Annotated in this window: 18 protein-coding genes; all 18 read left to right on the top strand. The window is 73.1% G+C overall.

Going from position 1 to position 22575, the window contains the following annotated elements; all coding sequences use genetic code 11:
• Positions 1–114 precede the first annotated feature (114 nt).
• Complete coding sequence (locus ACH35V_RS22280; protein ID WP_395974852.1) at positions 115–774, top strand: cysteine hydrolase family protein; 660 nt, start codon at positions 115–117, stop codon at positions 772–774.
• On the top strand, positions 771–3032 hold the full coding sequence (locus ACH35V_RS22275) for a hydantoinase B/oxoprolinase family protein (RefSeq protein WP_395974851.1): 2262 nt from the start codon (positions 771–773) through the stop codon (positions 3030–3032). Before ACH35V_RS22280 ends, ACH35V_RS22275 begins: the two co-directional genes overlap by 4 nt.
• Positions 3029–5131: a hydantoinase/oxoprolinase family protein gene (locus ACH35V_RS22270; RefSeq protein ID WP_395974849.1), complete on the top strand. Its 2103-nt coding sequence runs from the start codon at positions 3029–3031 to the stop codon at positions 5129–5131. The genes ACH35V_RS22275 and ACH35V_RS22270 overlap by 4 nt, the downstream gene beginning before the upstream one ends.
• On the top strand, positions 5128–6201 hold the full coding sequence (locus ACH35V_RS22265; protein WP_395974848.1) for an LLM class flavin-dependent oxidoreductase: 1074 nt from the start codon (positions 5128–5130) through the stop codon (positions 6199–6201). The genes ACH35V_RS22270 and ACH35V_RS22265 overlap by 4 nt, the downstream gene beginning before the upstream one ends.
• 36 nt (positions 6202–6237) lie before the next feature.
• Positions 6238–7821, top strand: a complete 1584-nt coding sequence (locus ACH35V_RS22260; RefSeq protein WP_395974847.1) for an ABC transporter ATP-binding protein — start codon at positions 6238–6240, stop codon at positions 7819–7821.
• Positions 7821–8879 carry an ABC transporter permease gene (locus ACH35V_RS22255; RefSeq protein WP_395974845.1) on the top strand — a complete coding sequence of 353 codons (1059 nt, stop codon included), beginning with the start codon at positions 7821–7823 and terminating at the stop codon, positions 8877–8879. Before ACH35V_RS22260 ends, ACH35V_RS22255 begins: the two co-directional genes overlap by 1 nt.
• An 11-nt stretch (positions 8880–8890) precedes the next feature.
• Positions 8891–9862: an ABC transporter permease gene (locus ACH35V_RS22250; RefSeq protein ID WP_395974844.1), complete on the top strand. Its 972-nt coding sequence runs from the start codon at positions 8891–8893 to the stop codon at positions 9860–9862.
• Positions 9863–9929: 67 nt separating this feature from the next.
• Positions 9930–10943: a BMP family protein gene (locus ACH35V_RS22245; RefSeq protein WP_395974843.1), complete on the top strand. Its 1014-nt coding sequence runs from the start codon at positions 9930–9932 to the stop codon at positions 10941–10943.
• Entirely contained in the window at positions 10944–12158 is a 1215-nt protein-coding gene (locus tag ACH35V_RS22240; RefSeq protein ID WP_395974842.1) for an amidohydrolase family protein, read from the top strand.
• Positions 12159–12262: 104 nt separating this feature from the next.
• On the top strand, positions 12263–12745 hold the full coding sequence (locus ACH35V_RS22235; RefSeq protein ID WP_395974841.1) for a MarR family winged helix-turn-helix transcriptional regulator: 483 nt from the start codon (positions 12263–12265) through the stop codon (positions 12743–12745).
• Between the two features lie 93 nt (positions 12746–12838).
• Positions 12839–14194, top strand: a complete 1356-nt coding sequence (locus ACH35V_RS22230) for an aspartate aminotransferase family protein (RefSeq protein WP_395974840.1) — start codon at positions 12839–12841, stop codon at positions 14192–14194.
• Positions 14191–15828 carry an amidohydrolase gene (locus tag ACH35V_RS22225; protein ID WP_395974839.1) on the top strand — a complete coding sequence of 546 codons (1638 nt, stop codon included), beginning with the start codon at positions 14191–14193 and terminating at the stop codon, positions 15826–15828. Before ACH35V_RS22230 ends, ACH35V_RS22225 begins: the two co-directional genes overlap by 4 nt.
• A 98-nt stretch (positions 15829–15926) precedes the next feature.
• Positions 15927–16889 carry an ABC transporter substrate-binding protein gene (locus ACH35V_RS22220; RefSeq protein ID WP_395974838.1) on the top strand — a complete coding sequence of 321 codons (963 nt, stop codon included), beginning with the start codon at positions 15927–15929 and terminating at the stop codon, positions 16887–16889.
• 12 nt (positions 16890–16901) lie between these two features.
• A complete protein-coding gene (locus ACH35V_RS22215; protein WP_395974836.1) occupies positions 16902–17726 on the top strand; it encodes an ABC transporter permease in 825 nt (274 codons plus the stop codon).
• Positions 17723–18532 carry an ABC transporter permease gene (locus tag ACH35V_RS22210; protein ID WP_395974835.1) on the top strand — a complete coding sequence of 270 codons (810 nt, stop codon included), beginning with the start codon at positions 17723–17725 and terminating at the stop codon, positions 18530–18532. Before ACH35V_RS22215 ends, ACH35V_RS22210 begins: the two co-directional genes overlap by 4 nt.
• On the top strand, positions 18529–19317 hold the full coding sequence (locus tag ACH35V_RS22205) for an ABC transporter ATP-binding protein (protein WP_395974833.1): 789 nt from the start codon (positions 18529–18531) through the stop codon (positions 19315–19317). The genes ACH35V_RS22210 and ACH35V_RS22205 overlap by 4 nt, the downstream gene beginning before the upstream one ends.
• A 105-nt stretch (positions 19318–19422) precedes the next feature.
• Entirely contained in the window at positions 19423–21012 is a 1590-nt protein-coding gene (locus tag ACH35V_RS22200) for a sulfatase (RefSeq protein WP_395974832.1), read from the top strand.
• Positions 21009–22553: an acetolactate synthase large subunit gene (locus ACH35V_RS22195; RefSeq protein ID WP_395974831.1), complete on the top strand. Its 1545-nt coding sequence runs from the start codon at positions 21009–21011 to the stop codon at positions 22551–22553. Before ACH35V_RS22200 ends, ACH35V_RS22195 begins: the two co-directional genes overlap by 4 nt.
• Positions 22554–22575 lie beyond the last annotated feature (22 nt).

The following is a 22575-nucleotide window of genomic DNA, read 5'->3' as shown; positions in this document are numbered from 1 at the left end:
AGTTCGACGTCCATGACCCGGGCCGCCAGGAATGACCTCGGCCGTTCCGGGTGCCGCACGCGAAGCATCTGAACACGGCCTGCACCGCAGGCGACGAAACGAGATTGGAAGCGCATGACCGACGTTCCGGCGACCAAGCCGTACATCGACCCGTCCCGCACCGCACTGTTGGTCATCGACATGCAGAAGGGATTCTGCGACCCCGAGAGCCGGATGGAGAAGGCGGGGATCGGCACCGCCAACCAGCGGGCGGCCCTGCCCCGGATCCTCGAGCTGGTGGAGCTGTGCCGGGGTTACGGGATGCCGATCCTGTGGTCGCAGCAGATCCACTACCCGGAGGACGTGACCCGGCGCCGCCGCAGCATCCCGTCCCACATCGACAAGCAGAAGTGGGCGCCGTGCCTGCGCGGCACCTGGGAGGTCGACTTCGTCGACGAGGTGACCGAGGTCCTGCGCCCCGAGGACATCATCGTCGAGAAGCACCGCGCGTCGGTGTTCTTCGAGACGACGCTCGACACCAAGCTGCGCATGCTGGGGATCGAGCAGATCATCATCTCCGGCTGCAACACCGACTTCTGCGTCGAGACCACGATCCGCGACGGCTACTACCGCGACCTCGACGTGATCGTCGTCCGCGAATGCGTTGCCGGGCCTCGCAAGCAGTTCCACGAGGACACGCTCGCGAAGGTGGAGACCTACTTCGGCGCCGTCGTCACGCTCGGCGAATTTCCCTCGGTGGTCATGTCGCCGGAGGCCGTGGAGGTGTCGGCATGACGGTCGGGACGCGGCCCGGACGGCGGCTGCGGCTCGACCCGGCGGTGTTCGAGATCGTCCGGCACCGGCTCTGGTACATCAACGACGAGGGCGCGCTGACGATCAGCAGGCTGTCGGGGTCGCCGGTGGCCACCGAGGTGTTCGACATGAACACCGGGCTGATGACGGCGAACGGCGACCTGGTCTACATCGACAACTTCATCTGCGCGCAGGCGACGACCCTGTCGGCGCACGTCAAGCACCTGCTGGAGTTCTACGCCGACAATCCGGGCTTCGCGGACGGCGACGTGTTCCTGTGCAACGACCCGTACGTCTCGGTCTGCCACCAGAACTGCGTCCAGGTCGTCGCGCCGATCTTCTACGAGGGCGACCTGGTGGCGTGGGCCGGCGCGTCGCTGCACGCGATCGACGTGGGAGGCCCGACCGCGGGCCAGGTCCAGCCGGACGCCGCCGACATCTACGGTGAGCAGCCGCTGATCGGGCCGATCAAGGTGTACGAGGGCGGCAGGTTCCGGCGGGACGTCGAGAACACCTATCTCAACAACTCGCGGCTGCCCGAGCTGCTCGGCCTCGACCTGCGGGCGAAGGTCGCGGCGGTGCAGGTCATCCGCACCCGGCTGGTGGAGACGCTGCGCGAGTTCGGCGCCGAGACGGTGCTCGCCGCGATGGAAGACGTCATCGACTACACCGAATGGCGGCTGCGGGCGCGGCTCGCGGAGCTGCCCGACGGCACGTGGCGGCACCGCGCGTACATCGAGTTCGGCGACGACATCTACGACTGCCACGTCACGATGCGCAAAGAGGGCGAGCACCTCGCCTTCGACTTCACCGAGACGGCCGACCAGGCGCCCGCCGTCATCAACTGCGCGCGTCCCGCGCTGCACGGCGGGGTGCTCGCCGCGGTCCTGGTCTACCTGTGCTGGGACATCCCGTGGTCGCCGGCGGGCGTACGGCGCGCGCTGACCATCGAGTCCCGCGAGGGCTCGGTGGTGGACGCGGCCCGTCCCGCCGGGGTCTCGAAATCCACCACGACCTCCATCTGGGAGGTCCGCAACCTGGCCAGCATCACCTGCGGCAAGATGCTCGCCGCCAGCGATCCGCACCGGCACCGGGCCATGGCCGGGTGGCAGGGCGTCAAGGCGCTGGAGGAGCTGTTCGGATACGAGGCGGACGGCGAGCGCTTCGGCGGCCCGCTGCTGGACGGCATGGCCGGCGGCGGGGGCGCGCTCGCCACCCGCGACGGCATCGACACCGGCGGGCACACCAGCTCGCTGCGCGCGACCATCGCGAATGTCGAGAGCTACGAGCTGCGCTACCCGATCCTGTACCTCTACCGGCGGCAGACCCGCGACTCCGGCGGGCCGGGCAAGTACCGGGGCGGCGCCGGGCCCAGCATGATGTACATCGTCCACGGGGTCGAGGAGATCCCGACCAAGATCCTGCACACGTTCGGCGTGGAGCAGCCCGAATCGCCCGGCCTGTGCGGCGGCTACCCGTCCACGACGAACCAGTTCGCCATCGTGCGGGGGTCGGACGTCCGGGCACGCCTGGCGCGGGGCGAGGTGCCGCAGGAGCTCGACGACCTCGACGGCACGCTGGAGGTCTTCGGCGCGTTCGCCGCCACGTCGATGCGGTCCGACGACGTGTACCGGGTCGTGTCCATGGGCGGCGGCGGTTACGGGGACCCGCTGGAGCGCGACCCCGCGCTCGTCGCCCGGGACGTCGGCGCCTTCCTCGTCAGCCGCGAGTGGGCCGAGCGCGTCTGGGGCGTCGTCCTGGACCCCGGCGCCCTCCAGGTGGACGACGCCGCCACCGCCCGCCGCCGCGCCGCCCTCCGCCGGGAACGTGCCAAAGCCGCCGGGCTGCCAGGCCCCTCCGATGCGGCGGGCGGCGATGGTGCCGTAGCCGGGGAGCGGTTGAGCGAGTCGCTGTTCCGCGGCCCCGCCGAACCGTCCGGCGAAGGGGCTGTGTACCGGTGCCGGTGCGGGCATGTGCTCGGCTCCGCCGACCGTCCGTACAAGGAGCTCGCCGCGCAGGCGCGCTTCCCGGTGCAGCGGATCGGCCCGGAGGTCAACCCGCACAAGATCAACGGCGCTCGTTTCGAGCTGCGCGAGTTCTACTGCCCCGGCTGCCTGGCCCTTCTGGAGGTCGAGATCGCCCGTCCCGGCGATCCGGTCCTCGATGACGCCCGGCTGGGCCGGGACGACGCTCGCCTCCACCGGGACGACGACGCGCGGCAGGGGGAGAACCGCTCATGAGCTACGTCATCGCCGTCGACAGCGGCGGCACGTTCACCGACTGCGTCGTGCTGGACGGGAACGGCACCGCCACCCGCGCGAAGGCGCCGTCGACGCCGCCGCAGTTCGAGCAGGGCGTCCTGGACGCCGTGTCCCAGGCCGCCGAGCAGCTCGGCATGCCGCTCGGGACGCTGCTCGCCGACACCACCCTGTTCGCGCACGGCACCACCGTCGCCACCAACATCCTGATCACGAGGACGGGCCCGCGCACCGCCCTGCTCACCACCCGCGGCCACGAGGACGTGATGCTCATCGGCCGGACCGTCCAGAAGGTGGCGGGGCTCTCCGAGGCCGAGATCATCAACGTCGCCGCGCTGGCCAAGGCCGAGCCGCTGGTGCCGCGGACGAGCGTCCACGGCATCGACGAGCGGGTGGACCGCGCCGGTCGGATCGTGGCGCCGCTGAAGCTGGACCGGCTGGAAGGCCCGGACGGGCTCCGCAAGCGGCTGCGGGACGCGGGCGTCGAGTCGATCGCCATCAGCCTGCTGTGGTCGTTCCTCAACCCCGAGCACGAGCGGAAGCTCCGCGAATGGCTCAATGAGGGTGACGACGGCTGGTTCGTCACCGCGTCCAGCGATCTCGCGCCGGTGATCCGGGAGTACGAGCGGACGTCGACGACCGTGCTCAACGCCTACCTGACCCCCGGAGTGCACCGGTACCTCGACATCATGGCCGAGCGGCTGCGGGCCGAGGGGCACCGGGGCGCGATCACCGTGATGCACTCCTCCGGCGGTGTCTCGTCGATCGAGGAGGCGCGCGAGCGGGGCGTGGCGCTGCTGTCGTCAGGCCCGGCGGGCGGGATGCTCGGCGCGCGGAACCTCGCCGCGCGGCTCGGCCTCGACCGGGTGATCGCGACCGACGTCGGGGGCACGAGCTTCGACATCGGGATGGTGGTGGACGGTGAGCCCGCGTACGCGGAGGCGCCGATCTTCGCCCAGCATCCCGTCGCGCTGCCGATCATCGATGTCGCGTCGATCGGCGCGGGCGGCGGCAGCATCGCCTGGGTCGAGCAGGAGACCGGCGTCCTCAAGGTCGGGCCCCGGAGCGCGGGCGCCTCGCCGGGGCCCGTCTGCTACGGCGCCGGCGGCACCGAGCCGACGGTCACCGACGCCAACGTCGTCCTCGGCCGCATCGACCCCGCCAACTTCCTCGGCGGCCGGATCCGCCTCGACGCGGACGCCGCGCGCGAGGCCGTCCGGGAGCATGTCGCCGAGCCGCTCGGGCTGACGCCGGAGGAGGCGGCCGCCCGCGTCATCGGCATCGTGGACGCGCAGATGGCCGACCTCATCCGCCGGGTGACGGTGGAGCGCGGCCTCGATCCGGCGCGGCTCACGGTGCTCGCGTACGGCGGCGCGGGCGGCCTGCACGCCGGCGCGTACGCCGGCACGCTGGGCTGCCGGCACGTCGTCGTCCCGCGCGAGGCGGCCGTCTTCTCCGCCATGGGGATCGGGCTGAGCGACGCCAAGCGCATCGCCCAGGTGTCCGACCCGGCGCGGGCGCCGTTCGACCTGGACCGGTGGCGGACGACCTTCGACGGCCTGGCCGCCGGGCTGCGCGCGGACTTCGCCGCGGCGAACCTCCCGGCGCACGACCTCACCCTGCGGCGCTTCGTGGACCTGCAGTTCCGCGGCCAGGTGCACACCGTGCGGGTCCCGGTCGAGGACGCCGACCTGGCGGCATCGGACGGCGGCGAGCGGGTCGTCGAGCGCTTCACCGACTCCTACGAGGAGACGTACGGCCCCGGCACCGCCTACAGGCAGGCCGGTGTGGAGGCCATGACGTTCTCGGTCGAGGCGGTCGCCGGTCTCGGCATCCCCGAACCGGCGCCCCTTCCGGACGAGGGCAAGGACGCCTCGGCGGCGCGTTCCGGACAGCGCCTGGTGCACCTCGGGCCCGGCACGTCCGACACGGTCCCGATCTACGACGCGGCGAAGCTGCGTCCGGGCAACCGGCTCGCCGGGCCCGCGATCATCGAGGCGGTCGACACGACGGTGCTCGTCCATCCGGGCCAGCACCTCTGGGTGGACGGCCACCTCAACCTCCGCCTGGACCTCACATGACCGGCCGGCGGGCGTGGGGGGTGGCGCTGCCCGGTGATCTCCCGGCGCGCGAGACGGTCGCGCTGGCCCGCGAGGCCGAGGCGCTCGGCTACGACAACGTCTGGGTCAACGACGACCGGCTGCAGCGGGATCCGATCGCGCTGCTGTCCGCGATCGCCGGCGCCACCTCCCGCGTCGCGCTCGGCCCCGGCGTGACCAACCCCTACACCCGCCATCCGGCGCTGCTGGCGTCGGCCGTGGCGACGCTCGACGAGCTGTCCGGCGGCCGGGCGGTGCTCGGGCTCGGGACCGGCGGGACCGGCCACCGCCCGCTGGGCGTCCGGCGGGACGCGCCCGCCGCCGCGCTCCGCGAGGCCGTCGCCGTGGCCCGCGGCCTCCTCGCCGGCGAGGAGGTGACGCTCGACGGCCGGGTGGTCCGCACGGACGGGGCGCGGCTCGACTTCGCGCCGCTCCGCGCGGACGTGCCGATCTACGTCGGGGCGCGCGGCCCGCGGGTCCTCGAGGTGGCGGGGGAGGTCGCGGACGGCGTCATCGTCGGCAACCTCGCCACCGCCGAAGGCTGGTCGTACGCCACCGACCGCATCGCCCGCGGCGCGGCGCGGGCCGGGCGGCGGCTCGCCGACGTGCGGCTGGTGGCCTGGTTCTACTGCTGCGTCGCGGACGATCCGGGCGCGGCGCTGGACGCGATACGCCCGATGGTGGCGACGTCGCTCGCCACCAGCCGGCCCATTCTCGGCGAGCTCGGCGTCGAGCTGCCGGGACGGTACGCCGACGCGATGGAGGCAAGTGGCTGGAGTCTGGAGCGCGCCGCCGTCGCCGCCGCCGGGAAGCTCCTTCCCGAAGACGTTCTGCGGCGTTTCGGGCTCGCCGGGACCCCGGAGCACTGCCGGGCGGAACTGGCCCGCCTGCTCGCCGCGTTCCCGGAGATCGACCAGGTGGTGATCGTGCCGTACGCCCCGCCGGGCGGCGGGGAGGTGCGGGACACCCTGGCGCGCTTCCACACCGAGGTGGCCTCCCAGGCGGAGGCCCGAAGACCGGAAACCCGAAGACCGGAAACCCGCAGGCCCTGAGCCCGAGCAGTCGTCGCAGGAGGGAGGGAGCAACCGATGCGTACACCACCGGCAGGAGGGCCGCTGGTCATGCGCGGCATCGTCAAGCGGTACGGGGCCGTGCGCGCGCTCGACGGGGTGGACCTGGAGCTGCGGCCCGGTGAGGTGCACGCGCTGCTCGGCGAGAACGGCGCGGGCAAGACCACGCTGATGAACGTCCTGTACGGGATGACCAGGCCCGACGCCGGGACCATCGAGATCGGCGGCCGGCCGGTGCGGTTCGCCGCGCCGCGGGACGCGGCCGCCGAGGGCATCGGGATGGTGCACCAGCACTTCATGCTCGTCCCGACGCTGACGGTGGCCGAGAACATGGTGCTCGGCAGGCCCGGCGGGCTGTTCCTCGGCCGGCGGCGGCTGGCGGCGGTGGCCGCGCGGCTGGCCGAGCTCGCCCGGCGGTACGAGCTCGACGTCGACCCGCACGCCAAGGTCTGGCAGCTCTCGGTCGGGGAGCAGCAGCGGGTGGAGATCCTGCGGGCGCTCTACCACGAGGCGCGCGTCCTCATCCTGGACGAGCCCACCTCGACGCTCGCGCCGGTGGAGAGCGAGCGGCTGTTCCCCCGGCTGCGCGCGATGGCGCGGGAGGGCGCGGCCGTCGTGTTCATCACCCACCACCTCGGCGACGTCATGCGCTGGGCCGACCGGATCACCGTGCTGAGGCGCGGCACGCGGGTCGGCGTGCTGGACCCGTCCGCGACGTCCGAGCCGGAGCTCGCCCGCATGATGGTCGGCCGCGACGTGGGCAGGGTCGCGCCGCGGACGGGCCCGCCCGCCGGTAAGGACACGGTGCTCACCGTCGACGGGATCAGGGCGCACGGAGACAGGGGCCCGGTCGCGCTCCACGACGTGAGCTTCAGCGTCGCGGCGGGCGAGATCGTCGCGATCGCCGGCGTGGAGGGCAACGGGCAGCCCGAACTGGAGGAGGTCCTGATGGGCCTGCGGGCGCCGGTGGCCGGGCGGGTCGTCCTCGACGGACGGGACGTCACCGGCCTGCCGCCCGGTGCGCGGCTGGGGCACGGGCTCGGGCTCGTCCCGTCGGACCGCAACCGGCGCGGCATCGTCGGCGGCCTTTCGGTCGCCGAGAACCTCGTCCTCGACCGGATCGGGCGGGCGCCGTTCGGCACCCCGCTCAGGGTTTCGCGGCAGGCGATCGGGGACAACGGCGCGGCGGAGGTCGAGCGGTTCTCGATCGCGGTGTCGTCCCCGGGGCAGGCCGCCGGGACGCTCTCCGGCGGGAACGCCCAGCGCACGGTCCTCGCCCGGGCGCTCAGCGCGGGGCTGCGCTGCCTCGTCGCCGCCCAGCCGACCCGTGGCCTGGACGTGGGCGCCATCGAGTTCGTCTGGGAACGCCTGGCCGAGGCCCGCGCCGCCGGACTCGCCGTCCTGCTCATCTCCACCGACCTGGACGAGGTCATGAGCATCGCCGACCGATGCTGCGTCCTCTACCGGGGCCGGCTGGTCGCGTCCTGGCCCCGCGAGGACCTGGACCGCGAACGGATCGGCCTGGCCATGGGCGGCGCCGTCGACCGCGGACCCCACTCGGCGGGCGAGAACGCGCCGAGCCCCGACTTCGAGGAGGCCTGATGGCCGGCGTACGGCTGGGGCGGGACTCCGCGCTTCCCGATCGGGCCGGCGGGCTGATGGGCCGGCCGGTCGTGTCCACGCCGGTCGCCGTCCTCCTGGCGCTGGTGGCCGGTGGGGCCCTGATGGTGATCGCCGGCGGCGATCCCGTCTCCGGGTACCGCGCGCTGCTCGACAGCGCCTTCGGCTCGCCGTACGGCATGGGCCAGGTGCTCACCGTGGCGGTTCCGCTGGTCCTGATCGGGCTGGGGCTCGCGCTGGCGTTCCGCGGCAAGGTCTACAACATCGGCGCGGAAGGGCAGCTCTTCATGGGCGCGCTCGCGTCGGGGGCCACCGCGATCCTGCTGCCCGTCGGCTCCGCGCCGGTGCTGATCGCCGCGTCGCTGGCGGCGGGGGTCGCCGGCGGCGCGGCCTGGGCGTACGCGGTCGGGGCGCTGCGCGCACGCTGGGGCGTCAACGTGGTCATCACCTCGCTGCTGCTCAACTACGTCGCGACGCTGATCTTCAGCTACGTGATCCGGAAGCCGCTGCGCGATCCGTCCACGACCTCGGCGCTCAAGGGCGAGCAGGTGCCCGCCGGGGCGGCGCTGCCCGACCTTCCCGGCCTCCAGGTCCACGCGGGCGCGCTGGCGGTGCTCGTCCTGGTCCCGCTGGTCTGGTACGTGAGCGCCCGCACCCCGTTCGGGTTCCGGGTGCGGATGCTCGGGCTCAACGAGGAGGCGGCGCAGGCGGCGGGCGTGCCGCCCGGCCGGATGGTCATCCGGCTGATGCTGGTCTCCGGCGCGCTCGCCGGGCTGGCCGGGGCGCTGCAGGTACTGGGCGTCTCGGACCGGCTGGACCCCGACCTCTCGCAGGGGTACGGGTTCACGGCGATCGTCGTCGCGCTGCTCGGACGGCTCCAGGCGCCCGGCGTGCTGGTCGCCGGGCTGCTGCTGGCGGCGCTGGTGACCGGGGGCCAGGGGATGAGCGTCACGGAGGGCCTCCCGTACGCGATCGTCGCCGCCATCACCGGGGTCTTCGTCGTGTTCCTGCTGATCGCCGACCGGTTCGGCCGAGAGTGACGGTGATGGGAATGGACTGGTCAGCGGTCTTCGGATCCGCCGCCCTGATCGTGCTGTTCAAGACCGGCCTGGCGCTGGCGATGCCGACGGCCCTGGCCGCGGTGGGCGAGACGGTAGCCGAGCGCGCCGGGGTGCTCAACCTCGGGCTGGAGGGCATGATGCTCTCCGGCGCGCTGGCGTCGTTCCTCGCCGCGTACTACCTGGAGAGCTCGGTCGCCGGAGCGGTCGCGGGTCCGGTCGCGGGGGTCGTGCTCGGCGCGCTGATGGCGTTCCTGAGCGTGACGCTGCGCACCGACCAGATCATCAACGGCATCGCGATCGTGCTGTTCGCCCAGGGGATCTGCGCGTTCGTCTTCGAGCGGCTCTTCGGCGGCGCCGACCAGCCGACGATCCCCGGCATCCCGGACCTGCACGTCCCGCTGCTGGGATCCATCCCGGTGGTGGGGGAGATCCTGTTCCAGCAGAACCTCCTCTTCTACGTGGCGCTCGTCTTGGCGCTCGGGACGTGGGTGCTCCTGCACCGCACCCGCCTCGGCCTCTCGATCCGGGCCGTGGGCGAACGGCCGGAGGCCGCCGACTCGGTGTCGGTCGACGTCCGCCGGGTCCGCTGGACCGCGCTGCTCGTGTGCGGCGGGATGGCCGGGCTGGGCGGCGCGGTGCTGGTGGTCGGCCAGCTCAACCTCTTCGAGGACACCGTGACCGCCGGCCGCGGCTGGATCGCCATCGCGCTGGTCATCTTCGGGCGCTGGAACCCGGCGCTGGTGCTGGCGGGCGCGTTCCTGTTCGGGCTGACCGACGCGCTCCAGCTCCGGGTCCAGACGATCAGCGGCGGGGTCAACTCCGCGGTCCCGTACGAGATGTTCGCGGCGCTTCCGTACGTCGTGACGCTGACCGTGATGGTCGCGGCGACGATCCGCAGCCGCCGCGCCGCGCAGCCGTCCGCGCTCGGCGTCCCGTTCCGGAAGGAGGCCAGGAGTTCCTGAGGGTGCAGTCGCAGAAGCCTCCCGACCCCGAGAGAGATCCGCCGACGTACGACGACTGGAGAAGGACATGCTCGACAAGCTCAGGACCAGGACCGTGGCCGCCGCCGCGGCGCTCCTCCCGGTACTCGGAGTCGTCGGTTGCGGCGACTCGTCCGGTGGTGGCGCCGCCGCCGAGGGCAAGCTGCAGGCCGCGCTGGTGATGCCGTGCACGGCCAGCGACCCGTGGTGCGGGCAGGCGCTCAGCGCGGCCAAGAAGCTGGAGTCCGAAGGCAAGATCGAACTCAAGGTCACGACCAACGCCCCGCAGGACACCGCGGGCATCTCCCGGGTGCTCGCGCAGTACGCGCAGTCCGGCACCGACCTGGTCATAGCCCACTCGACGTGGGGCGACGCGGTTCTGGAGGTGGCGAAGAAGTTCGCCGACACGCATTTCGCCACGTACGGCTCGACCGGTGCCGACAACGTCGCGCTGCTGGAGGAGCCGCTGTACGAGGCGTCCTACCTCGCCGGAATGCTGGCCGGCGACATCACCAAGAGCGGCGTCATCGGCGGGACGGCCGGGCAGGACATCGCGCTGTGCCACGCCCTGCTCAAGGCGTTCGAGCTGGGCGCGCAGCGGGTCCGCAAGGGCACGAAGATGATCGCGACCTACATCGGGGATTGGAACGACGCCGCCAAGGGCAGGCAGGCGACCATGTCACAGCATCAGCAGGGCTCCGACGTCGCCATCGCGTGCGGCGGGGGACCGGCCAACGGGATGGTGCAGGCCATCAAGGCCACGAACACCGGCGGCTTCGGCTACATGGGCGACATGCGGTCCCTGGCGCCGAAGAACCTCGTCGGCTCGGTCACCTACAACCTCGTCCCGTACTACACGGCACTGGTGAACGACCTGTCCAGTGGCGGCATGCAGCCTGGGAAGAAGTACCACTTCGGCCTCGCCCAGGGCGGCGTGGACCTGACCCTCAACCCGGACTACCCCGCCAACGCCCGGCTGAGCACGGCGATCAAGGAGATGGAGAAGGTCAAGAAGCAGATCGTGGACGGGACGTTCAAGGTCCCCTACGTGACGGAGGGCTGAATGCGGCCAGAGGGTCTGCTCCTGCGCGGCGCGACGCTGGCCGACGGCTCGCGCGCCGACGTCCGGATCTCCGGCGACCTCATCGCCGAGGTCGCTCCGCCGGGCCGGGCCACCGCCCGGCCCGGCGAGCCGGTCGCCGACCTCGACGGACGCCTGCTCCTGCCGGCCCCCGCCGAACCGCACGCCCACCTCGACAAGGCCCTGACCGCCGACGAGGTGCCGGTGCCGAACGCGGACCTCCCGGCCGCCGTCGCCGCCTGGCGAGAGCACCGCTCCACGCTCACGACCGAGGACATCGCCGGACGCGCCCGGCGTGCGGCGCTTCTCGCGCTGTCGTACGGGGTCACCGCGATCCGCACCCACGCGGACGTCGGACCCGGCATCGAACTCCGCGCCGTCGAGGCGCTGGTGGACGTCCGCGACGAGCTGCGCGACCTCGTCGACATCCAGGTCGTGGCGATGGCCAACTCCTTCACCGGGGAAGGCCGCGAATCCCCGTACAGGCTGCGGGACGCCCTGGCCCTGGGCGCGGACATGCTCGGCGGCGCCCCGCACATCGACGCAGACCCCGACCACCACCTGCGGACGGTCATGTCGATGGCCGCCGAACACGGCGTACCCGTCGACCTCCACATGGACGAGCACCTCGGGGACGCACTCGACCTGCCCGCCCTCGCCCGCCTGGCCGGAGCCCCCGGTGCGCCCGCGGTGACGGCCAGCCACTGCGTCAGCCTGGGGATGCGGACGCCCGCCGTCCAGGAGGAGGTCTCCCGGGCGGTCGCCGCGGCGGGCGTCGGCGTGGTGGTCTGCCCACCCACCAACCTCTATCTCCAGGGCCGCGACCTGCCGTCCGGCACGCCCCGCGGCCTCGCCCCGGTCGGGGCACTGCTGCGCGCCGGCGCGCGGGTCGCGGCCGGCGGCGACAACGTCCAGGACCCGTTCAACCCCTTGGGCCGCTGCGACCCCCTCCAGACCGCGCAACTGCTGGTCATGGCCGGCCACCTCACCGTCGACCAGGCCTACCACCTGGTCAGCGAGGGGGCCCGGCAGCTCATGGGCCTCCCACCGGCCCGCATCGAACCAGGCTCCCGAGCCGAACTCCTCGCCATCGCCGCCGGCTCCCTCCGCGAAGCCCTCGCCACCACCACCGAAGCCCGCACCGTGATCCGCGGCCCCAAAATCGTCCGGCGCACCGACGTCCTCAGAGACCCGTGACCCACCGGCCCGAAGCCGAGGCGAGCGCGGGGCGGTGTGTGCGGGGAGTGGCCGGGCGTGTTCGGTGTGATGCTTGACACGCCGAATTAATTAACATCACAATCATGACTGTGACATCTAATGCGTCCCCGGTGCAGGCCGGCGGTGGGATGCCGCGCTACGCGGACTCGCTGCAGACGGATCTGCTCCGCACCCAGCTGTCCATCGCCCCGCACTTCCGTGCAGTTTATGGGCGGTTCGGGCTGACCTCGCCGCAATGGCGGGTCCTCCGGGTGCTGCGGGACGAGGACGGCCGGACGATCTCGGGCGTCGCCGAGGGAGTGCTGCTCGACCAGCCGGTCGTGGTGGGCGTGGTCGACCGGCTCGCCCGGGACGGCCTCGTCGAGCGGCGCCGCTCCGAGGAGGACCGGCGCCGTGTGCACGTCTGGCTGACCGACAAGGCGCGCGCGCTGCTCGACGAGGCGGAGCCGCTCATCGCCGAGGTGTACCAGCGGCTCGACGCGGCGCTGGAACCGGAGGAGTGGAAGACCCTGCTCACCCTCCTCGAACGCGTCCGCGCGCACGACATGGGGGGAGGGCCGGCATGATCGGAGCGAGGGCGAGGCTCGGCCGCATGGTGCGGTTCAGGCGTCCGGCAGCAGCCAGGACGTCCGACCATCCGCGCAGAGCAGGAGCCGCCCATGCCGACCCGAAGCACAGCCCACCTCGCCGAGCTTGACCGGCGCTCGATCCTCCACCCCAACCTTCCCGGCACCGTCGACGAGCGCATCGTCATGGCGTCCGGGGAGGGCTGCCGCCTCCGCGACACCGAAGGCCGCGAGTACCTGGACGCCACCGGCGGGCTGTGGCTCGCGCAGGTGGGTCACGGACGGCCCGAGCTGGCCGCCGCCGCGTCCGGGCAGATGGCGCAGCTGGAGTACTTCACCAGCTTCTGGGAGTTCACCAACGTCCCGGCGATCGACCTGGCCGCCAAGCTCGTGTCGATCTCGCCCGAATCCCTCGGCCGGGTCTACTTCACCTCCGGCGGGTCCGAGGGCAACGACGCCGCGATCCGGATGGCGCGGCTGTTCCACCACCGCCGCGGCGAACCCGACCGCACCTGGATACTGGCGCGGCGCAGCGCCTACCACGGCATCTCCTACGGCGGCGGCAGCGCCACCGGGCTGCCGATCATGCAGCAGGGGATGGGGCCGCACCTGCCGGACGTCGCGCACCTGACGCCGCCCTGGCCCTACCACGACGAGTGGTACGGCGGCGAGGACGTCACCGACTACTGCGTCCGGGAGCTGCGCGAGACGATCGCGCGGATCGGCGCCGGGAACATCGCCGCCATGATCGGGGAGCCGGTGATGGGCGTCGCCGGGATGATCGACCCGCCGGCCGACTACTGGCCGCGGATCGCGGAGGTCCTCGCCGAGCACGGCATCCTGCTGATCCTGGACGAGGTCGTCACCGCCTACGGCCGGATCGGGCGGTGGTTCGCCGCCGACCACTTCGGCGTGCGGCCGGACATCGTCGTCACCGCGAAGGGCATCACCAGCGGCTACGTCCCGCTCGGCGCCGTGCTGATCAGCGACGAGATCGCCGAGACGATGGGCGAGGACTACGGCTTCCCGATCGGCTACACCTACAACGGGCACCCGACGGCCTGCGCGGTCGCGCTGGCCAACCTGGAGGTCATCGAGCGGGAGGGGCTGCTGGACCGGGCCGTCACCATGGGCGCGCGGCTCGGCGAGCTGCTGCGGCCGCTGGAGGAGCTGCCCGTCGTCGGGCAGGTCCGGCAGATCGGGATGATGCTCGCGGTCGAGCTGGTCGCCGACAAGGAGACCAAGGAGCCGCTGCTGCCGAAGTGCGCCCCGCCGCTGCCGGACGTGCTGCGCCGCGAGACCGGCGTGATCGTGCGCGGCGGGCGGCACGCGCTGGTGCTGTCCCCGCCGCTGATCCTGGAGGACGCCGAGGCCAAGGAGATCGCCGAGGCGCTGCGCGGCGTGCTGGAGCGGCTCGGCCCGGACGGGCGCGTGCGAGGCGCGGCATGACGGCCGCCGAGCTGATCCTGACCGGCGGGGTCGTGCACACGCTCGACCCCGCCCGGCCCGCGGCCACCGCCCTGGCGGCCGGGGGCGGACGGATCCTCGCGGTCGGCGGCGACGACGAGATCGCCGCCTGGCGCGGGCCCGGCACCCGCGTCGTCGCGCTGCGCGGCCGGACGGTGATCCCCGGGATCAACGACGCGCACCTGCACCTGGCGATGTGGGCGATCAGCCGTCCGCCGTACCAGGCCGACCTGCGCCCCCTCACCTCGCTAGCGCAGGTCGGGGACGCGGTCGCGGCGCAGGCGCGGCGGACCCCGCCCGGCCGCTGGGCGGTCGGTCGCGGCTGGACCCTGCCCGGCATCGCCGAGTTCGCGTCCGGGAACCGGCTGCCCACCCGGCACGACCTGGACGAGGCCGCGCCCGAAGCCCCGGTCTTCTGCTGGCACCGCTCCGAGCACGCCGCGTGGGTCAACACCCGGGCGCTGCAACTGGCCGGGATCACCCGCGACACCCCCGACCCGGACGGCGGCGAGATCGTCCGCGACCCGCGCACCGGCGAGCCCACCGGCTACCTGGTCGAGGCCGCCGCGCACCTCGTCGCCCGGCACGTGCCCGAGCCTGCCGAGCAGACCTGGCGGGAGGCGATCGCGGTGGCGGCAGAGGAGCTGAACCGGCGCGGCGTCACCAGCGTCACCGACCCGATGGTGTCCCCGGAGCTGCTGAGCCGGTACGCGGGGATGCGCGGCGAGCTGCCGCTGCGGCTCGGCGTCCTGCTGCACTGGACGGGCACCGGCGACGCCAACCACGCGGGCACGATCCGCGAGGCGATGCGCTGGTCCGGTTCGGTGTCCGGGCTCGGCGACCACTCGCTTCGCGTCGCCGGGGTGAAGTTGTTCGCCGACGGCATCCCGGTGCTGCGCACCTCCTGGATGTACGAGCCGTTCCGCGGCGGCGGGTGCGGGCACGCGGTCATCGCCGCGGACGACCCCGCCGCCGAGCTGGCCGAGATGGTGGAGCTGCTGCACCGGCACCGCTTCCGGATCGGCGTGCACGCCACCGGCGACCGCGCCTGCGACGCCGTGGCCCGCGCGTACGAGGCGGCCCACAAGGCCGACCCGTGGCCCGCGCGCCACCATCTGATCCACGCGAGCCTGCTCAGCGCCGAGACCGCGCGGGAGCTGGCCGCGCTGGACGTCACCGTCAGCACCAACTCGCTGATCAAATGGCAGGCGACCGACGCGCTCGACGCCGTCTTCGACGAGGCCGCCAACGCCTACCACAATCCGGTCGCGACCCTGCTGGACGCCGGGCTGCACGTCGCGGACGCGTCCGACGCCCCGATCACCGACCCGGACTGGCGGCGCGGCGTCCAGACGCTCGTGACGCGGCGCGTCCAGGGGTCGGGCCGGGTCAGCGGCCCCGGCGAGCGCGTGTCCCGGCTCGCCGCGCTGCGCGCCTGGACCAGCGAGGGCGCCTACCAGGACGGGCTGGAGGACGAGAAGGGCACCCTCGTCCCCGGCCGCCTCGCCGACCTCGCCGTCCTCGGCGCCGACCCGCTCACCGTGCCCGAAGAAGACCTGCACGCCGTCCCCGTCGAGATGACCGTTCTCGGCGGGCGGATCGTCCACCAATCCTGAGCCATTTCACCGTCATACCCCGCATAACCTGCGGAGACGGCCCGCGCTCTTGTCCCGGATCCACCCTCCGGATCACCGGATCACCCTCTGGAGACGCGATGCACCATCCGCGACGCCGCATCCTGGCGGCACTGCTGCTCGGCGGTGCGCTGACCGCCTGCGGCACCGGCCAGGCGGCCACCGCGCCGCCCGGCACGATGAAGGTCGGCGTGGTCCCCGCCACCCCGGCCGCCGCGATCTACCTGGCCGCCCAGCAGGGCGCGTTCACCGAGCAGGGAGTGAAGGTCACCACCAGGCCGGTGCAGACCGGCTCGGCGACCGTGGCCTCGCTCCTCAACGGCGAACTCCAGGCCGGCTACATCTCCTCGGTCGTCGCGATCCGCGCCGCGTCCGAGGGGATGCCGATCAAATTCGCCGCCGGCGGGGACTCGGTGCCGACCGACCCGAACCGCCGCATGTACGGCGGGCTGGTCGTGCCCAAGGGCTCGCCGATCAAGCGGATGAGCGACCTCGAAGGCAGGACCGTGGCGGTCAACGCGCTGAAGGGCGTCGACCATCTCAGCACCCGCGCCGCGGTGGACGAGGACGGCGGCGACTCGGCCAAGGTCAAGTTCGTCGAGGTGCCCTATCCGGGGCAGCCGAGCGCGCTCAAGAACGGGCGGGTCGACGCGATCATGGTGTCGGACCCGTTCTACAGCCGCGCCATGAAGGAGGGCGGCGTCAACGTCGGCGGCAGCAAGGGCCTGTCCGCCCTCGGGCCGGGCGCTCTCGTCTCGGGATACATCGTGTCCGCGGAGTTCGCCGCCCAGCGCGCCGACACGGTGCGCAGGTTCGCCGCGGCGATGAACGGCGCCAGCGACCGGGCCAACCGCGACCACGGCGCCGTCCGGCGGATCATCCCCAGCTACTCCGGGCTGCCGCCCGCGGTCGTCCAGCGGATGCAGATGCCGGTGTTCGAGCCGCGGCTCGACCCGGCCGCGCTGCAGAGGGTCATCGACCTGATGACCCGCTACGAGTTCATCGACAAGCCGGTCACGGCCGGGCAACTGATCGCGAAATGAGGTGATCCGGAGATGACCGGAGTGGCCCAGGCCCCGCCGCTCGTCGCGCGGCCCGCACTGAGACGCGCCTACGGACGGCTCCTGTTGCCCACCGTGACGGTGGTGGCGCTGCTGGCCGTCGAGGAGGTCCTGTCGCGGCTGGACGTGCTGCCGTCCGCCGACTTCCCGCCCGTGTCGAAGGTCGGGCAGGTGCTGTACGAGGAGCTGTCCGCCGCCCCCATCTGGACGGCGATCTGGCAGACGCTGCTCAGCTCCGTGCTCGGCCTGGCGATCGCGGCGGCGCTGGCCGTCCCGATCGGGCTGCTGCTCGGGATCAGCACGCTGGCGAACCGGTCGGTGCGGGTCGTGGTGGAGTTCCTGCGCCCGATCCCGCCGATCACGATCGTCCCGCTGGCCATCCTGATGTTCGGCACCGGGCTGTCGATGAAGCTGCTGCTGATCGTGTTCGGCTGCTTCTGGGCGCTGCTGATCCAGACGATGTACGGGGCGGGCGAGACCGACCCGGTGCTGTCCGACGCGGCCCGCGCCTACGGGTTCGGCCCGTGGTGGCGGTTCCGCCGGATGACGCTGCCGTCGGCGGCGCCGTTCATCGCGACGGGGCTGCGGCTGTCGGCGATGCTCGCGGTCGGCCTGTCCGTGGTCGCCGAGCTGGTCGGCGGCGCCACCGGGCTCGGCCAGACGATCTTCACCGCGCAGCTCGCGGACGACATGCCGCGGATGTACGCGGTCGTCGTGCTCGCCGCGCTGCTCGGGATGGCGCTGGAGCGCGTCCTGCGGCTGTGCGAGCGGCGCGTCCTGCACTGGCACGAGGCCTACCGGCCGGGGGTGGGCGCATGAACGGGCACGCGAACGCGTCCGGCTCGCGGCGCGGGCTTCACCTCGCGCTGGAGATCGGCGTCCCGGTGGTGCTGGTCGGTGTGTGGTGGGCGGCGTCGGCGGGGAGCGAGTCGTTCTTCTTCCCGCCGCTGCCGGAGATCCTTTCCGCGCTGCGGGACGACTGGCTGTCCACCCGGCTGACGGCCGACCTCGTCCCGAGCCTGGTCAGGCTGGCGATCGGCTACGCGATCGCGGTCGCCGCCGGGGTCGCGGGCGGCCTGGTGCTCGGGCTGGCGCCGAAGCTCGCGCGGGCGTTCGGGCCGGTGCTGGAGTTCTTCCGGTTCGTCCCGCCGCCGGTGATGGCGCCCGTGTTCATCATCGTGGCCGGGTTCGGCGACCCCACCAAGATCCTGTTCATCGCGTTCGGCGTCGTGTGGCCGGTGCTGATGAACACGATGGACGGCGTCGCGGGCGCCGACCGCGTCCAGTCCGAGGTGGCCCGGGCGTACGGCTTCACGGCCGCGTTCCGGGTCCGGCACGTCGTGCTGCCCGCCGCGATGCCGCGGGTGTTCACCGGGCTGCGCACCGGCCTCGCCGTCGGCGTCATCGTGATGGCGGTCGGGGAGATGGTCGGCTCCAGCGACGGCGTCGGCTACGCCGTCCTGGACGCGCAGCGCGGGTTCGCCATCCCCGAGATGTGGGCCGGAATGATCATGCTCGGGATCGTCGGCTACGTCCTCAACCTGCTCCTGCTGCTCGCGGAGCGCCGCGTCCTGTTCTGGTACCGCGACGCCCGGGAGACCTCCGGAAAGGAAAGCGCCCGATGACGACCACCACCCGTACCGGCGGCACGCTGACCGTGCGCGGCCTCGGCAAGACCTACGGCTCCGGGGCGGCGGCCGTCCCGGCGATCGCCGACCTGAGCTTCGACGTCGCCGCGGGCGAGTTCGTGTGCATCGTCGGGCCGTCCGGGGTCGGCAAGAGCACGCTGCTGAAGTGCCTGTCCGGGCTGCTGAGCCCGACTCGCGGCGAGGCCCGGCTGGACGGCGCGGCCATCGAGGGCCGTCCGCCGAAGGGCCTGTCGTTCGTCTTCCAGGACTACACGCGGTCCCTGTTCCCCTGGTACACGCTTCAGAAGAACGTCGCGCTGCCGCTGCGCAACAAGGGCCTGCCGCGCGCCGAGTGCGTCGAGCGGGCGCGCAGGGCGCTGGACGCGGTCGGCCTCGGCGGCAAGGCGGACGCCTACCCCTGGCAGCTCTCCGGCGGCATGCAGCAGCGGGTCGCGATCGCCCGCGGCCTGGCCTACGAGCCGGAGCTGCTGCTGATGGACGAGCCGTTCGCCTCCGTCGACGCGCAGACCCGCGCCGAGCTGGAGGACCTCACCCTCTCCGTGCACCGCGACTTCGGCGTGACGGTGCTGCTGGTCACGCACGACATCGACGAGGCGATCTACCTCGCCGACCGGATCGTGGTCCTGGGCGGGCCGCCGTGCGTCCTGCAGGAGGTCATCGAGGTGGACCTGCCGCGCCCGCGCGACCAGCTCGGCACCAAGGCCGATCCCCGGTTCGCGGACCTGCGGGCCCGGGTGTTCTCGCTCATCTCCGGGACCTGACCCCGGGGCGACGGCCCGTCCGCGCTCGCGGACGGGCCGTTGACATCCATATAATTACTATGTTAATTATTACTGTAGTATTCGATCGTCGGACGGACGGGGGCCATGGGCCGGAACATCCTGTTGATCACCTCGGACCAGCAGCGCTACGACGCGCTCGGCCGCTTCGGCGGCGCGCTGGCCCGCACACCGGTCGTGGACGGCCTGGCCGCCGGCGGGCTGACCTTCCGGCGCGCCTACGCCCAAAGCACCGTCTGCATGCCGGCCCGCTCGACGATGATCACCGGCCAGTACCCGCGGACGCACGGCGTGTGGTCCAACGGCGTCCAGCTCCCCTACGACGCCCCGACGGTCGCCGGTCATCTCGCCGAGAAGGCCGGCTACCGGACGGCGCTCATCGGCAAGGCCCACTTCGACCCCGGCCACGACGCCCGCGCCAACGACTTCGAGGAGAACGCCCGCGCGCTGCGCGGCGAGACCGGCGGGAACTGGCGCGGCTTCGAGTACGCGGTGACCGCCAGCCACGGCGTCACCGCCGGGTTCGGCCCGATGCTCGGCCACTACGGGTACTGGATGGAGCGGGAGCACCCCGGCGACCTCGACGGCTTCGGCGCGACGATGATGGGCGTCCCCGGCGGCGACACCGGCGCGCCCGAGGCGTCGGTCAACCCCGTCCCGCGCGAGCTGTACCACACCGACTGGGTCGCCGAGCAGACCCTGCGCTACCTGGACACGCTGTCCGACGACGACGACTTCTTCGTCTGGATGAGCTTCCCCGACCCCCACCACCCGTTCGACCCGCCCGCCGGGGAACTGCACCGGGTGCCGTGGCAGGACGTCGACCTCCCCGCCGGGCACCCCGGCGGGGACGCGGAGATCGAGCGCCTGCTGGGCTCGCGTCCCGCCCACTGGCTGGCCTACTACCAGGGCAGGTGGCGCAACCAGGAGGGCGCGCCGCGCGGGTTCGTGCCCGGCTCGCTCACCGCTGACCAGATGCGCGAGATGCTCGCCAAGACCGCCGTGATGAACGAGCTGATCGACGAGGCGTGCGGACGGGTGCTGGCGTCCTTGGAACGGTCCGGACGGCTGGCCGACACCGACGTCTTCTACGTCACCGACCACGGCGACCTGATGGGTGAGCTCGGGCTGTTCTTCAAGGGGCCGTTCCACACCGACGGGCTGATGCGGCTGCCGCTGGTCTGGCGTCCGGCCGCGTCCGCGGGCATCGGGCCCGCGGAGATCACCGAGCCGGTCGGGCAGCTCGACCTCGCCCCCACCTTCTGCGAGATCGCCGGGATCCCGGTGCCCGAGTGGATGCAGGGCGAGCCGCTGCCGACCGCGCCCGGCTCCGGCCGGGAGCGGGCGCTGTGCGAGTACGACAGCAAGGTGCCCGGCATCGGCATGCACCTGCGGACGATGTACCGCGACGGCTGGATCTGCACGGTGTACGAGCCGTCCACCGTCGGCGTCCCGACCGGCCTGGAGAAGATCGCGGGCGACCGGGTGCTGCGGAGCTACGGCGTCGCCTACGACGGGACGGAGGGCGAGCTGTACAACGTCGAGGACGACCCGCACCAGTGGCACAACCTGTGGGACGACCCGTCCCGCCGGGCGATCCGCGACGACCTGGTAGCCGACCTCCGCGCTCATCTCCCTGCCGAAGTGAACCGACTCCCGGTGGTGGCAACAGCATGAGCGGAGACACGAACACCGGGGCCGAACTCCTTGTGGGCACCGCCGCGGCTCGTGGCGTGGACGTCTGCTTCGCCAATCCTGGGACGACCGAGATGCCGCTCGTGTCCGCGCTGGACGCGGTGCCCGGCGTCCGGGCCGTGCTGGGCGTGTTCGAGGGCGTGTGCACGGGCGCGGCCGACGGGTACGGGCGGATCGCCGGGCGTCCGGCGATGACGCTGCTGCACCTGGGGCCCGGCCTGGCGAACGGGCTGGCGAACCTGCACAACGCGCGCCGCGCCCGGTCCCCGATCGTGAACGTGGTCGGCGATCACGCGAGCTGGCATCTGCCGTACGACGCGCCGCTCACGTCCGACATCGCCGCCCTCGCCGGCACGGTCGGGACGGTGCGGACGGTCGCGTCCGCCGAGACCATCGGGCCCGACACTGCCGCCGCCGTCGACGCGGCGGACGACGGCGTCAGCACGCTGATCGTCCCGGCCGACTTCCAGCAGCAGCGCGTGGGTGCCGCACCGCCGTCCGGCCGGGGCGGCCAAGGCGGCGCGCTGCGCGGGGTGGCGATGGCGCGGGTCGAGACCGTCGCGGCGAAGATGCGCGCCGGACGATCCGTGCTGCTGCTCGGCGGCGACGCGCTCTCCGCGGAGGGCCTGCGCGCCGCCGCCGCCATCGCCTCCGCCACCGGCGCGACCCTGTACAGCGAGACCTTCCCGGCCTGCGCCGAACGCGGCGGCGGGCTGCCGGACGCCGACCGGCTCCCGTACTTCCCGGAGATCGCGGCCCGCGCGCTGGCCGGGGCCGACGCGGTCGTCCTGGCGGGCGCCGCCGAACCCGTCGCCTACTTCGGCTACGAGGGCGTACCGAGCCTGCTCGCCCCCGAAGGGACCGTCGTCCGGCTCAGCGCCCCCGGCGAGGACGGCACCGCCGCGCTCAGCGACCTCGCCGCCGCGCTCGACGCGCGCCCCGTCCCGGCTCGAAACGAACCGGCGAACGACGCCCTGCCCACCGGCCCCCTGGACGGACCGAACGTGGGACGGATCGTCGCCGGGCTGCTGCCGGAGAACGCGATCGTGTCCGTGGAGGGCGGGACGTGCGGCTACCCGTTCGTCACCGCGTCCGCGTCCGCGCCGCGGCACACCGTGCTGACCAACACCGGCGGCGCGATCGGCCAGGGGCTCCCGTGCGCGCTGGGCGCCGCGATCGCCGCGCCCGACCGGACGGTGATCGCGCTCCAGTCCGACGGCAGCGCCCTGTACACCGCGCAGGCGCTCTGGACGATGGCGCGCGAGGGCACCCGCGTCATCACCCTCATCGCCGCGAACCACAAATACAACGTCCTGCGCACCGAACTGGACCGCCACGGCGACGCCCACGGCCCGCAGGCCACGGCGCTCACCAGCCTCGCCGATCCGTCCATCGACTGGGTGGCGCTCGCCGGCTCCTACGGGGTGCCCGCCCGCCGCGCCGCCACGGGCGAGGACCTCGCCGCCGCGCTGCGCGCCGCGCTCGCCGAGGACGGCCCGCAACTCATCGAGATGGCCCTGTGACCGGCCAGGAAGGAGACGGCAC

The organism is Actinomadura sp. 1N219, from assembly GCF_044326405.1.
In the GTDB taxonomy this organism is placed as follows: domain Bacteria; phylum Actinomycetota; class Actinomycetes; order Streptosporangiales; family Streptosporangiaceae; genus Spirillospora.
Note: the sequence above shows the minus strand (reverse complement) of the source record. Positions and strands in the feature narration are given on the sequence as shown.

Bases quoted from the DNA above. Each gene is read 5' to 3' on its own strand.
- ACH35V_RS22280 (WP_395974852.1), top strand. From the start codon at position 115: ATGACCGACGTTCCGGCGACCAAGCCGTACATCGACCCGTCCCGCACC.
- ACH35V_RS22275 (WP_395974851.1), top strand. From the start codon at position 771: ATGACGGTCGGGACGCGGCCCGGACGGCGGCTGCGGCTCGACCCGGCG.
- ACH35V_RS22270 (WP_395974849.1), top strand. From the start codon at position 3,029: ATGAGCTACGTCATCGCCGTCGACAGCGGCGGCACGTTCACCGACTGC.
- ACH35V_RS22265 (WP_395974848.1), top strand. From the start codon at position 5,128: ATGACCGGCCGGCGGGCGTGGGGGGTGGCGCTGCCCGGTGATCTCCCG.
- ACH35V_RS22260 (WP_395974847.1), top strand. From the start codon at position 6,238: ATGCGTACACCACCGGCAGGAGGGCCGCTGGTCATGCGCGGCATCGTC.
- ACH35V_RS22255 (WP_395974845.1), top strand. From the start codon at position 7,821: ATGGCCGGCGTACGGCTGGGGCGGGACTCCGCGCTTCCCGATCGGGCC.
- ACH35V_RS22250 (WP_395974844.1), top strand. From the start codon at position 8,891: ATGGACTGGTCAGCGGTCTTCGGATCCGCCGCCCTGATCGTGCTGTTC.
- ACH35V_RS22245 (WP_395974843.1), top strand. From the start codon at position 9,930: ATGCTCGACAAGCTCAGGACCAGGACCGTGGCCGCCGCCGCGGCGCTC.
- ACH35V_RS22240 (WP_395974842.1), top strand. From the start codon at position 10,944: ATGCGGCCAGAGGGTCTGCTCCTGCGCGGCGCGACGCTGGCCGACGGC.
- ACH35V_RS22235 (WP_395974841.1), top strand. From the start codon at position 12,263: ATGACTGTGACATCTAATGCGTCCCCGGTGCAGGCCGGCGGTGGGATG.
- ACH35V_RS22230 (WP_395974840.1), top strand. From the start codon at position 12,839: ATGCCGACCCGAAGCACAGCCCACCTCGCCGAGCTTGACCGGCGCTCG.
- ACH35V_RS22225 (WP_395974839.1), top strand. From the start codon at position 14,191: ATGACGGCCGCCGAGCTGATCCTGACCGGCGGGGTCGTGCACACGCTC.
- ACH35V_RS22220 (WP_395974838.1), top strand. From the start codon at position 15,927: ATGCACCATCCGCGACGCCGCATCCTGGCGGCACTGCTGCTCGGCGGT.
- ACH35V_RS22215 (WP_395974836.1), top strand. From the start codon at position 16,902: ATGACCGGAGTGGCCCAGGCCCCGCCGCTCGTCGCGCGGCCCGCACTG.
- ACH35V_RS22210 (WP_395974835.1), top strand. From the start codon at position 17,723: ATGAACGGGCACGCGAACGCGTCCGGCTCGCGGCGCGGGCTTCACCTC.
- ACH35V_RS22205 (WP_395974833.1), top strand. From the start codon at position 18,529: ATGACGACCACCACCCGTACCGGCGGCACGCTGACCGTGCGCGGCCTC.
- ACH35V_RS22200 (WP_395974832.1), top strand. From the start codon at position 19,423: ATGGGCCGGAACATCCTGTTGATCACCTCGGACCAGCAGCGCTACGAC.
- ACH35V_RS22195 (WP_395974831.1), top strand. From the start codon at position 21,009: ATGAGCGGAGACACGAACACCGGGGCCGAACTCCTTGTGGGCACCGCC.